The organism is Paenibacillus sp. FSL M8-0142 (assembly GCF_038597315.1).
Taxonomy (GTDB): domain Bacteria; phylum Bacillota; class Bacilli; order Paenibacillales; family Paenibacillaceae; genus Paenibacillus_AQ; species Paenibacillus_AQ lactis.
In genome coordinates this window covers 3008062-3020327 of the sequence record NZ_CP152008.1, presented here as the reverse complement: position 1 = coordinate 3020327, position 12266 = coordinate 3008062, and the positions used below count along the sequence as shown (strand labels likewise).

10 protein-coding genes and 2 riboswitches are annotated in these 12266 nt (G+C 52.8%); of the genes, 7 read left to right on the top strand and 3 right to left on the bottom strand.

Annotated features, from left to right (window positions below; translation table 11 throughout):
- Positions 1 to 85 precede the first annotated feature (85 nt).
- Complete coding sequence (locus NSQ46_RS14105; protein WP_007130075.1) at positions 86 to 1003, top strand: EamA family transporter; 918 nt, start codon at positions 86 to 88, stop codon at positions 1001 to 1003.
- 143 nt (positions 1004 to 1146) lie between these two features.
- Here NSQ46_RS14105 and gcvH read toward each other — a convergent pair whose 3' ends face one another.
- Positions 1147 to 1536 carry a glycine cleavage system protein GcvH gene (gene gcvH, locus NSQ46_RS14100; RefSeq protein ID WP_007130076.1) on the bottom strand — a complete coding sequence of 130 codons (390 nt, stop codon included), beginning with the start codon at positions 1534 to 1536 and terminating at the stop codon, positions 1147 to 1149.
- A gap of 173 nt (positions 1537 to 1709) precedes the next feature.
- Positions 1710 to 1832, bottom strand: a riboswitch (glycine riboswitch).
- Positions 1833 to 2146: 314 nt separating this feature from the next.
- Positions 2147 to 2256: riboswitch (glycine riboswitch) on the top strand.
- Positions 2257 to 2478: 222 nt separating this feature from the next.
- Here gcvH and gcvT point away from each other — a divergent pair.
- The 3 genes from gcvT to gcvPB are packed head-to-tail and all read left to right on the top strand — an operon-like array spanning position 2479 to position 6397.
- Complete coding sequence (gene gcvT / locus NSQ46_RS14095) at positions 2479 to 3597, top strand: glycine cleavage system aminomethyltransferase GcvT (RefSeq protein WP_007130077.1); 1119 nt, start codon at positions 2479 to 2481, stop codon at positions 3595 to 3597.
- Positions 3594 to 4943: an aminomethyl-transferring glycine dehydrogenase subunit GcvPA gene (gcvPA, locus tag NSQ46_RS14090; protein WP_007130078.1), complete on the top strand. Its 1350-nt coding sequence runs from the start codon at positions 3594 to 3596 to the stop codon at positions 4941 to 4943. Before gcvT ends, gcvPA begins: the two co-directional genes overlap by 4 nt.
- A complete protein-coding gene (gene gcvPB / locus NSQ46_RS14085; protein ID WP_007130079.1) occupies positions 4940 to 6397 on the top strand; it encodes an aminomethyl-transferring glycine dehydrogenase subunit GcvPB in 1458 nt (485 codons plus the stop codon). The genes gcvPA and gcvPB overlap by 4 nt, the downstream gene beginning before the upstream one ends.
- 245 nt (positions 6398 to 6642) lie before the next feature.
- Here the strand turns inward: gcvPB and NSQ46_RS14080 are convergent, their stop codons facing one another.
- The gene (locus NSQ46_RS14080) at positions 6643 to 8259 is read right to left on the bottom strand and encodes a YcdB/YcdC domain-containing protein (protein WP_342576881.1); all 1617 of its coding nucleotides are present in this window, start codon (positions 8257 to 8259) and stop codon (positions 6643 to 6645) included.
- Between the two features lie 123 nt (positions 8260 to 8382).
- Here NSQ46_RS14080 and NSQ46_RS14075 point away from each other — a divergent pair, with 123 nt between their 5' ends.
- On the top strand, positions 8383 to 9177 hold the full coding sequence (locus NSQ46_RS14075; protein ID WP_342576880.1) for an arylamine N-acetyltransferase: 795 nt from the start codon (positions 8383 to 8385) through the stop codon (positions 9175 to 9177).
- A 177-nt stretch (positions 9178 to 9354) separates the two neighbouring features.
- On the opposite strand, the gene NSQ46_RS14070 is transcribed toward NSQ46_RS14075, so the two are convergent.
- Positions 9355 to 9834 (bottom strand): nucleoside deaminase, encoded by a 480-nt coding sequence (locus tag NSQ46_RS14070; protein WP_028407283.1) that lies wholly within the window; start codon positions 9832 to 9834, stop codon positions 9355 to 9357.
- A 306-nt stretch (positions 9835 to 10140) separates the two neighbouring features.
- On the opposite strand from NSQ46_RS14070, the gene NSQ46_RS14065 reads away from it, so the two are divergent.
- Positions 10141 to 10470, top strand: a complete 330-nt coding sequence (locus NSQ46_RS14065; RefSeq protein WP_028407282.1) for a hypothetical protein — start codon at positions 10141 to 10143, stop codon at positions 10468 to 10470.
- An 80-nt stretch (positions 10471 to 10550) separates the two neighbouring features.
- On the top strand, positions 10551 to 12257 hold the full coding sequence (locus NSQ46_RS14060) for an ABC transporter ATP-binding protein (protein ID WP_028407281.1): 1707 nt from the start codon (positions 10551 to 10553) through the stop codon (positions 12255 to 12257).
- Positions 12258 to 12266: the final 9 nt, after the last annotated feature.

Genomic DNA, 12266 nt, shown 5'->3' with positions numbered 1-12266 from the left:
GCAATGTAGTTTGGCAATCTGTTCTATTCCTTGCCGATCTGTTCTATTAGCTTCCTATTATAGTATACAAAAAGGAGGAGGAACCATGATTATTTTCAACTATTTGCTGATGTGCGCCATATTCAGCACAACATTTCTCGTCATCAAGATCGGCGTCGAGGCCGGACTTCCGCCGTTCTTCTCGGCGGGGTTACGATTTTTACTCGCAGGTGCGCTCCTCTTCCTCTGGATGCATTGGAAGCGTAAAGCCAGTCTGCGCCTGCTCCTGCGCAAGGAATTCATCCTGATCGGGATGACCAGCACGTTTACGACCTTCGCCACGCTGTACTGGGCGGAGCAGCATGTCGATTCAGGGCTCGCCGCTATTTTGTCCGCCACGGGACCGATGATGATCCTGATCATCCAAGCCGTATTCTTGGGAAAACGAAGCAGCCGCAGCGACTACATAGGCTGTATCATCGGCTTCATGGGTGTCTGTCTGCTTATCATGCCGAAGCTGGTGCTGGAGCATGAAGGCGTATGGATCTTCAGCTGCATCCTGATTCTTATCGGCGAAGCCGCATACGCTGTCGGCAGCCTGGCAACGCGCAAGCTGACCTTTGATCTGTCTGAGGTTTCGCCGATCACCCTAAATGCAGTGCAGATGCTCTACGGAGGGGCCGCATTGCTCCTGTTATCGTTGTTCACGGAGCAATTGACGATGGAGCAGCTGCAATCCTGGCCGGCTGCCGGTTCGATCTTGTACTTGATGGCCGTCGGCTCCATGCTCGCGCACAGCCTGTATGCCTGGCTGCTAAAAGCAACAAATGCTTACTTTCCATCGACATGGCTCTTCATTTCCCCGATGGTCGCATTGGGGCTCGGGGCACTGTTGTACGGAGAACACGTAACGAGCTCCTCCATTCTGGGCAGTATTCTGGTACTGTTCGGGATTATCCTGATGCAGTGGCGGGGCATCCGCTCCCGCCTGCAGACACGTAAACACGGAACGTCATCGGTATAGGATGAGGGTGTGAAGGCGGCAACTCCACATTTGCGTGACAAAAAAACAGCTGCGTCGCTCGTAAGTCTTGTTACGAACGCGCAGCTGTTTTTTTGAATGTCCTGTCCACCATCTATGTGGACCCTTAGCTTGCATCACTTCATTTAATCGACCTTCGCACGATACGCATCAGCGCTCAGCAGCTTCCCAAGCGCTTCCTCCACATCGCCGTCCACCTCAACCTCGACGAGCCAACCGCCTTCATATGGTTCGCCGTTCACCAGCTCCGGCTGATCCTCCAGCGTCTCGTTGATCTTCGTAATTTTGCCGGAAACCGGACAATACAGCTCCGATACGGTTTTAACCGACTCAATTGTGCCGATGCTGTCCCCTGCGCTCACGATCGTACCCGGCTCAGGCAGCTCTACGAATACGATATCGCCAAGCTGGCACTGCGCATGATCGGAAATGCCGACGCGCACTACATTGCCGTCTACCTTCAAAGCCCATTCATGATCGTCGCTGTACACCAAGTTCTCTCTGATTTCGCTCATTACGGATACACCCTTTACTTTTGGATTCATAATGAAGTGAATATATAAAGAAAAGGACGGAAAAAAAGGCCTTCGCCTTCTCTCTGTCCTCGGTACCTGAGAGTTTATGACGGACCGTCAGATTGATTGTCCCGTCTTTCCCCTTGGGTGGCTTGCGCACTCTCCAGAGCTGCGTCAGATGGCGGTACTTTTACCTGAGAGATTATTCGTTATCCCGGCGGGGTTAACGGGTTGCTCCTTCGGTGCCGCTTAAGGCTGCTTACGCCTGATCTTGCGGTCTCTCCCATCCATCGTCATCCGCTTATTCGGTTGGATGATTCTCCCACAGAATAAATCAGGGCTTATCGTTGTGTCAAGATATCTGACAGAATTTTATTATACTCACGATGATGCAAATTTGAATTCAGCTGCCACCGGAACCATATAGACGAACTAACCTGTTCCCCTCTATATGTTGCAAATTTAGAGTTTCCCTTGGGATTATTGCAAAATCCTCCAAATTTCGCATTCAAAACTTAATTTAATGGTTGACACATTATGGAGAATGCCGTTTATAATAATCAGAAGAACGACACTGGTTAGATAACAACTTCATAACAAGATACGGCGAATGATGGTAGCGGGAGAGATTACCGGTCAGACCCGCTTGACTGGTAACGCCGAAGGAGTAAGCCGCTTGCTTGCGGTGAATCTCTCAGGCAAAAGGACCTTTACCGGACGCACCTCTGGAGAGCATTCTACAATGTAGAATCACCCACGGGGAAACTCACACGAGCTCTACATAATGACGAACATGAGATGTGGGGTAACTCTCAGGTACAAAGGACAGAGCAGAAGATCGAAGAAACGAACGTGCTGGTTTTAGCGCGTTTTGTTAGCTTCCCTTCTGTCTGTCCTTTTTTGATGTTCCACGCGTTTCTACCAATCTGAAGAGGTGAAGAGATGAGTTCATTACTGCGCACACCGCTTTACCCGCTTTACTCCGATTTCCCTTCTGTCCGCTGCATCGATTTCGGCGGCTGGGAGCTGCCCGTGCAATTTACCGGCATCGTTCAAGAGCATGAAGCCGTTCGCAAGCATGCCGGACTGTTCGATGTGTCACATATGGGCGAATTTTTCGTTGCCGGTCCGGATGCCGAGGCTTTTCTCCAGACGCTGACGACAAACGACGTGACCCGGCTATCGGTCGGCCAGGCCCAATATACTTTGCTGTGCAACGACAACGGCGGGGTTGTGGATGATCTTCTCGTCTATAAGCTGGCTGACGAACGCTACATGCTCGTTGTCAATGCATCGAATATCGACAAAGATTTTGCTTGGCTTCATGATCAACGTTTCGGTGACATCGAGCTCCGTAACGCATCCGCGGAGACGGCACTGATCGCGCTGCAGGGGCCTGCAGCCGAAGCGATCATATCGGCAGCCGTACCGGAAGCCGAAACACTCCAATCCCTTCCTTCCTTTCACTTCATTCAGCATGTTAACGTATTTGGTGCCAAGGCCCTCGTCTCCCGGACCGGTTACACCGGAGAGGATGGCTATGAAATATACTGCAGTGCGGAACAAGCACCGGCCATTTGGAGAGGACTGCTTGACGCAGGTCAAGCGCATGGCTTAGTCCCCGCAGGTCTCGGCGCTCGAGACACGCTCCGTTTCGAAGCCAAGCTGCCGCTTTACGGGCAGGAGCTTTCGGCAGATATATCGCCGCTGGAAGCCGGCCTCGGATTTTTCGTCAAGCTGGATAAAGGCGATTTTATTGGACGTGAAGCACTGCTTCGGCAAAAAACAGAGGGTATTCCCCGCAAGCTTGTCGGCATCGAAATGATCGACCGCGGCATCCCTCGTTCTCACTATACCGTTCATGACGGAAACGGTGATCCGATCGGTGAAGTTACGAGCGGAACGCAATCCCCTACGCTGAAACGCAGCCTGGGACTTGCGCTTATCGACAGCGCCCATGCAGCGCTTGAATCCGAGGTGTGGGTTGAAATCCGCGGGAAGAAGCTAAAGGCCAAAGTCGTCAAAACCCCATTCTACAAAAGAGGAGCTGCCTTAACATGAAGCATCGTTATTTGCCTATGACCGATCAGGATCAAGCCGAGATGCTTGCCGTGATCGGCGCGAAGTCGATCGAGGATCTGTTTGCCGACATCCCTGCGGCCATCCGTTATGACGGCGTCCTGCCCATGTCGGAAAGAATGAGCGAACCTGAGCTGCTGAAGCATATGCGCGCCCTTTCGGACCGCAATGCCGACTTTGACCGATACGCCAGCTTTCTGGGCGCCGGCTTGTACGATCACCATATTCCGGTCGTGCTGAACCACGTCATTTCCCGCTCGGAATTCTATACGGCCTACACGCCGTATCAGCCGGAGATCAGCCAAGGCGAGCTGCAGGCCATATTCGAATTTCAATCCTATATCTGCGAGCTGACCGGCATGAAAGTGGCGAATGCCAGCATGTATGACGGCTCCACCGCGCTTGCCGAAGCTGCGGCTCTTGCCAGCGGCGCCACGAAACGAAAAAAAATCATCGTTTCCCGCGCCGTGCATCCGGAGGCCCGCGAGATTCTGCTCACGTCTGCCCATGGCTTGAATCTGGAGGTGATCGAGATCGGGTGCGAGAACGGCGTGACCGACCAAGAGGCGCTTGCTGCCGCAATCACGGACGAAACGGCCGCCGTCCTCCTCCAGTCGCCGAATTTCTTCGGATGCATCGAGGATGTGAAGGCCATCGAGCCTAAGGTTCACCAGCATAAAGCGCTGCTCGTCATGAGCGTGAACCCGCTCTCGCTAGGCTTGCTGGAATCGCCGGGCGTCATCGGGGCCGATATCGTTGTCGGCGATGCCCAGCCGCTCGGCATCCCGGCCTCTCTCGGCGGGCCGACGTGCGGATTCTTCGCGGTCTCCGAGCCGCTCATGCGCCGCATTCCCGGACGGATTGTCGGCCAGACCGTCGACAAGGACGGCAAGCGCGGATTCGTATTGACGCTGCAAGCACGCGAGCAGCATATCCGCCGCGAGAAAGCGACGTCCAATATTTGCTCCAACCAGGCGCTTCTCGCTCTCTGCGCTTCGGTATACATGTCCACGATGGGGAAAGCGGGGATGCAGGAAGCCGCACTCTTGAATGTGCGCAAATCCCACTATGCAGCGGATCGTGCTGCCAAAGGTTCACTCTCCCTTCCGTTCAGCGCGCCGTTCTTCAACGAATTCGTGGTGAAGCTGCCGGAAGGTACGAACATTGACGCCGTTAACCGGAAGCTGCTTGCGGCCGGGTTTATCGGCGGATACGATCTCGGAACCGCCTACCCCGAGCTGCAAGGGTGCATGCTGATCGCCGTTACCGAACGGCGGACGAAGGAAGAAATCGACCGATTTATCGATGAATTGGAGGCGATCGTATGAAACCGGAAAAAGCATTGATATTTGAACTCAGCAAACCGGGCCGTGTCGCCTATTCGCTCCCCGAATGCGACGTACCGGAGACGGATGCAGCCTCATTGATTCCGGAGCATCTGCTTCGCAGCCAGCCTGCCGAGCTGCCGGAGGTCTATGAGGTCGATGTCATCCGTCATTATACCGAGCTGTCGCGAAGAAACTTCGGCATCGATAACGGCTTCTATCCGCTCGGCTCTTGTACGATGAAATACAATCCGAAAATTAATGAGGACGTGGCCCGTTTCGCCGGGTTCGCCAAAATCCATCCCTATCAGCCTGAAGAAAGCATTCAAGGCGCGCTGGAGCTTCTCTATACGCTGCAGCATGATTTGGCCGCGCTGACCGGCATGGATCAGGTTACGCTTCAGCCCGCTGCCGGCGCCCACGGGGAGTGGACGGGTCTGATGCTGATCCGTGCATACCACGAGAGCCGCGGCGAGAAGCGCACAAAAGTCATCGTTCCCGATTCCTCCCACGGCACGAATCCTGCCAGCGCTACCGTTGCCGGCTATGAGACCATTACGATAAAATCCAACGAGCGCGGCATGGTCGATCTTGAGGCGCTGCGCGCAGTCGTAGGCGAAGATACCGCAGCGCTGATGCTGACCAATCCAAGCACCCTCGGCCTGTTCGAGGAGCAGATCGTGGAAATCGCCGAAATCGTGCACGAAGCAGGCGGCCTGCTCTACTATGACGGAGCCAACTCCAACGCGATCATGGGCATTACGCGTCCGGGTGATATGGGCTTTGACGTCGTTCACCTCAATCTGCATAAAACGATGAGCACCCCGCACGGCGGCGGCGGTCCCGGCGCAGGTCCTGTCGGCGTCAAGAGCAAGCTGATTCCGTTCCTGCCGAAGCCGGTCGTCTCCAAACGGGATGACGGCACGTATTATTGGGATTACGACCGTCCGCAATCCATCGGGCGGGTCAAAGCGTTCTACGGCAACTTCGGCATACTTGTTCGCGCTTATACGTATATCCGAACCTATGGTCCGGAAGGATTGCGGCGTGTATCCGAGCTGGCCGTCCTCAATGCGAATTACATGATGCATCGTCTGGCGCCACATTACGAGGTTGCTTACCCGGGCCTCTGCAAGCATGAATTCGTGCTGTCCGGCAGGAAGCTAAAGGAGTATGGCGTTCGGACGCTGGACGTCGCCAAGCGTTTGCTGGATTTCGGCTACCATCCGCCGACCATCTACTTCCCGCTGAACGTTGAGGAGTGCATCATGATCGAGCCGACGGAGACGGAAAGCAAGGAAACGCTTGACGGCTTCATCGATACGATGATCCAAATCGCCAAGGAGGCACAGACCGATCCGGAGCTAGTTAAGAACGCGCCGCACACCACCGTCGTAAAGCGCCTTGACGAAACGACGGCTGCACGCAAACCGGTACTGAATTGTACGTGCGGTTAATTGGGGCTGCATCAGAAAGGAAACGAGCATGAAACGCTTCGGCATCCCGCCGCAGCTTCCATCCTGATTGCGGGAAGGTAGCGACAGGCCAGCCGCAGTTCACAGCCAACCTGTATATGCATGATTAAAGGGATCCCATACGCCGACATTGCGGCGCACGGGATCCCTTATTGGGTAACGTTAGTTTTTTCTTCCATCATATTATGAAGTTCTGTGGCTCAAAGCTCCGGCTCAATGTGCAGACACTAAGATTTCATATCCAGCCTCCAGATCAGCTCTCCTGATACCGCATCGACATACTGCAGTGTGGCCGCCTTTTCTGTTCCGTCCAAGGAGTTGCTCCGCTTCACAGCAGGCTCATAGATCAGCCGATAGCGTCCCGAATTGTCATCTCCGTCTAAGTACCAACGCATCGACACCTCCAGCTGCTCCTCCACTTTCCGCGCTGCCTCTTCTTCACTGATCTTCGCGATAAAGTTGTTCTGAGCAAGCTCCCGAATCTTCTCCATGGACACGCCGCGATACATTAAAACTTCACCGGTGATGCTGCATATGCTGATCGTCACGCTCTCTAGGCGCACACGGTAGGGTCCGATAAACAACGGCAAATGGAAAAACTCCCGTTCCGGGTCCTTCTCTTCTTGCTGATCGAGCTCCAATTGCAAATAATTGATATACTCGGGAAAGCACTGATGAAGGAATTGCTGTGCTTTCTCCCAGCACTCCGCGCGGGTAAACGATGGTTTCTTCCTCTTCATGCGATCCGGTTTCACTCTAGTGTAATAACTAACGAGCTGGCCCGTGGATTTCTCGATTTGGAGCGTATGCGATGCTTTTAACCTGTTAAGAGCCTGCCCCCATCTTCTCGACATATATCCGTCCACGGAGAGCGGATCCTCTTGGGCGCCGCTAGTCCGCTCTTCCGCTGACTCCCGCTCAGTATAGAAGAGATACAATTGTTCACCGTCATCCTTGCGCTCCCCTAAAGCATATAACGAAGAATCAATTCCCAAGACGGTCTCCCAATAACGCAGGGATGCGTTCCAATCATTGAAATCCATGTTGTTTAACGAAACATTCCCACGATATCCCGCAGACTTGTCCGGTTTCATCGCATCATCCTGAACGTTAGGTCCGCTCCTGTTGAACTCGCTGATGGGGCGGGTCGGCGGATACAGAGCATGCAGAAGATCTTGCAAAGGCTCGCCGGACACCGCATCATACTTACGATGAATCGTAACCGGCTCATAAACGAGACGATGCTCCATCGTGTCCGCTGTCGTTTCATTATCGCCCGGATACAATGCAGCAATGACGGGAACCAAGCACAGCTCCTGTATCATTGTTCGTCTTGCCGTATCGGGGCTTATCCTCTCGGCAGGCCATTCCGGCAACCTCATCGCCGAGGACGCTTCCTTCCGGTAACGAACCACCCGCAAGTCCCGGTTTATACGCAGCGTACATCCGGTATCCGGCAATTCCAGTCCGCCCACTTCCATTCTGTATTCGACGGTGTACTCGTTATGGATATCGTCGATGCGGACCCGGGTGAACTGTTCACAGCCCGGCAGATGTTGCTTCACAAAAGCATTAGCCGCAGCTCTTACAGCCTTCGTAGAGACTTCGCTGACATCCGCCTCCTCCTTCTCGGTTCGGATATAGAGACTCATCAAATCTCCGGTTTCAAGAGATAGCGAGACTTCGATATTGCTGTCTTCGCTGTGCGGATCCTCCCATATGTACGTACGCTCCCTCGGTGCTTCGCCCTTTGGTGTATTATCTGCCATGGCGAGCCGATAATGCTCGGGGATATTGACAACCGCCTTGGCTGAAGCCAGCAGTGTCGAGTCGTCAAGAGCCATGGTTAAGCCTCCCTTCGATTCCTTTTTTCCATGGGTCTTCATTTCCATCCTTCAAGAATAGTATATAATGAGAAATATCTTGGATCGATCAAGCTCAAAAATTAATAGAGATGCGGTGATACCTTGAACACAACAACGGAAACCCTCAGCGTTACAAAATATTTGGAACGAATCGGCTATTCCGGTCCGATCGTCGAGAGCGCCTACATGCTAGCCAGGCTGCAGGAGCAGCATGTGCATTCGGTTCCCTATGAGAACCTGGATATCCTGGCAAATATTCCGCTTTCCCTCGAGATCCCGGCGCTCTACGATAAAATCGTGAATCGGCGTCGCGGAGGATTTTGCTTCGAACTCAACGCACTATTCGGGTGGCTGCTGCAAGAGCTTGGGTTTGAAGTAACCTATTATTTCGGACGATTTTGGCAAGGCGAATCGCATACGCCTCCGAAAAGGCGGCATCAGGTTCTGCAGGTAACCATCGGGGAGCAGCGTTTTATCGCTGATGTAGGCGTAGGTGGAGCGGGTCCCCGTCAGCCGCTGGAGCTGGTTGACGGTCTCGAACAGGTGCAGGGCGACGAGACCTATCGCCTTCGGGCAAATACCGATTACGGCTGGATGCTGGAGCAGCAGAAGCATGGTGGCTGGGAGTCCGTCTTCTCCTTCACCGAAGAACCCAATCTGCCGCAAGACTTCATCACTACATCCTATTGGTGCGAGCATGCCCCCGATTCGCCGTTCAACAAATTCGTAAGAATCTCCATGCGGACAGCGGAAGGCCGAAACACCGTAGAAGGCGAGGAGTTCCGGATTTTTACGAGCGGCGGGGTCCACACCTTCAAGCCGAGGTCTGAACAGGAGTTTGAGGATGCGCTGTATACCTATTTTGGAATCAAGGTCCCTGAGCAATTAAAGCAATAAGCCTGCGTATGCAGTAAACTCCATGGTTCAAACTTAGCGTTTATAAACTGCGGTAAGCCACGATAAACCGGGTTCCCATAGGGAGCCCGGTTATTATTGTTATTTAAGGCTGTTGAAAATCGGACATCGAACGGTAAAAAATAGGCTCGCATGGGAGCAGACGCTGCAATCGCAACGTTAATATTCGATTTTTCGCTCGGCAGAAGACCATGCTTGAAAAGGCAGCAAGTAATCAGCCGGTTGAAGCAATCTCATCGGGATGGAACGCTGGTCCATAGGCTTTTCGATTTCTTCGTAGATGAAATGATCGTCAAACCCGATATTGGCAGCGTCCTTCTTCGTGCTTGCATAATAAACCGCATCCGGTCTGGACCAATAAATAGCTCCAAGACACATCGGGCAAGGCTCGCAGCTGGTGTAGATCACGCATCCGGTCAGCTGGAAGCTCTGAAGATGATTACAGGCTTCGCGAATCGCCTGAACTTCAGCATGCGCCGTCGGGTCGTTTAATGTTGTGACGAGATTTCGCCCTTTGCCAATCACCTTGCCTTCCTTGACCACAATCGCTCCGAACGGGCCTCCTTCGGCTTGCTGCACGTTACGAAAGGCTTCGTCAATCGCCATCTTCATCCAATACTCATGGCCGCATAACGTCATCTTAATACCGCTCCCTTCTCGCTTCATGATTTCAACAAGTCTGTTCCATTTTATTTTTCCAAGCATTCTTTCCACTGGACATATGCCACTCAAAATATCATATCACATCCTATTTGAATCACCATAATATTTCCAGATCATGAGACAATCCATGCGGTTAGGGTCAGGGGTACGGCGAAATTTTCAGTTGACGAAGTGTATACATACGTATACAATCATAATTAATAGTATACAAATGTATACATACAGCGAATTGATTTGATTGTTATACATTTGGATAGGAACATTGTGAGAGAGGTGAACGGAATGGGACACGAAGACCCCATCGACAAGATTCCGCATCGAGAAGATTTCGAAGCTAACCAACGACGCGGGGGACGGCATAATCGGCACCGTGATGACCGGAGCCATTCGGGCAGGGAGCACGGCAGGGCCCAGACCTTCCGTCGAGGACGCGCACTGGCATTTCTGGACCAGTTATACGTGAAGCGGGACACGCTAAAGCGGCAGGTAAACGATCCCGATTTTGAAGCGATTCGTCAAGTCGTGAGCGGGGAATTAAAAGCGGTGGATCAGATCATTCAGGAGTATATCCAGGCTTTCGATCTTCATGAGTCGCAAGGAGCGGAGGAATGAAGTTCAGCGGCGTGAAGCAAGCCCTTTCTGTTCGTTAAGAATACCTGCATATTACATATGACTTGGGAGTGTGATTGGATTTGATACGAAGGTTTTTCTCTTATTATCGTCCCTATAAGGGCTTATTCATCCTTGATTTTACGTGCGCGGTTATCGCCGGATTGCTGGAGCTGGCATTTCCGCTCGCCGTCAGCAAGTTTATTGACGACCTGCTGCCCGGGCAGAACTGGCCCCTGATTCTGATCGCTTGTCTGGTGCTGCTGTCCATTTATGCGCTGAATACGGCGCTTCAATATATTGTGACCTATTGGGGGCATATGCTCGGCGTGAATATTGAAACCGATATGCGCGCAAAAATGTTCTCCCATATCCAGAAGCTGTCCTTCCGTTTCTTCGACAACAACAAAACCGGCCATCTGATGGGACGCGTTACGAATGATTTGAATGACATAGGCGAAGTTGCCCATCACGGACCGGAGGATGTATTCATCGCCGTCATGACGCTGCTCGGCTCGTTCTCTCTGATGGCTTACATCAATTTGGAGCTGGCGCTGATCACGTTCATCATCGTCCCCCTAATGGCTTGGCTCATCATTAAATTCGGGGGACGAATGACGACAACCTACCGTCAATTGTTCCGGGATGTAGGGAATTTCAATGCCCGTATCGAAGACAACGTTGGCGGCATCCGCGTCGTTCAGTCCTTTGCCAATGAGGAGCATGAGAAACAGCTGTTCGAGGTGGAGAACAAGCAGTTCCGTGCCACCAAGCTACTTGCCTACAAAACGATGGCAAAGAGCACGTCCGTCAGTTACATGTTAATGCGGTTGATTACCGTGTTTGTCATGATTTGCGGTGCATGGTTCTTTATCCAAGGAAAAATCGAGATGGGTGAATTTATGGCGTTCCTCCTGCTCTCCAATATTTTTTTCCGGCCGATCGAGAAGATCAACGCCGTGATCGAGAGTTATCCGAAAGGGATTGCTGGCTTCAAACGGTATTTGGAGATTATGGATACCGAGCCGGAAATCGCGGATGCGCCTGATGCCATCTCCCTCAAGTCCGTGCGCGGAGATATCCGATTCGAGGGCGTCACCTTCGGCTATGAGCCGAACCGGCCGATCCTGAACAACGTCAGCCTCTCCATCCGTGCGGGAGAAACGGTCGCTTTCGTCGGTCCATCCGGCGCAGGCAAGACGACCATATGCAGCCTATTGCCGCGCTTCTACGAAGTGGACCATGGCCGAATTACCGTCGACGGCATCGATATCCGGAACATTAAGCTGCACAGTCTTCGCAAACATATCGGTATCGTCCAGCAGGACGTGTTCCTGTTCTCGGGCTCGATCCACGAAAATATCGCTTACGGCGATCTATCCGCGACAGACGAGCAGATCTGGGAAGCCGCCCGCCGGGCTTCGCTGGACGATCTGATCCGCAGCCTGCCGGAAGGCATGGACACGATTATCGGCGAACGGGGCGTGAAGCTGTCCGGCGGACAGAAGCAGCGCTTGTCGATTGCCAGAATGTTTTTGAAAAATCCTCCGATCCTCATCCTGGACGAAGCCACCTCCGCCCTGGACACGGAAACGGAAGCCCAAATCCAAAAGTCGCTTTCCGAATTGTCCGTCGGAAGAACGACGCTCGTTATTGCACACCGGCTGACGACGATCCAAAACGCTGACCGCATCATTGTTGTCAATAAAGATGGAATTGCCGAACAAGGCACCCATCAGGAATTGATTCGATCGGGCGGCGCGTACAGCAGGCTGCATCAATTAAACTAGCCGGTACCC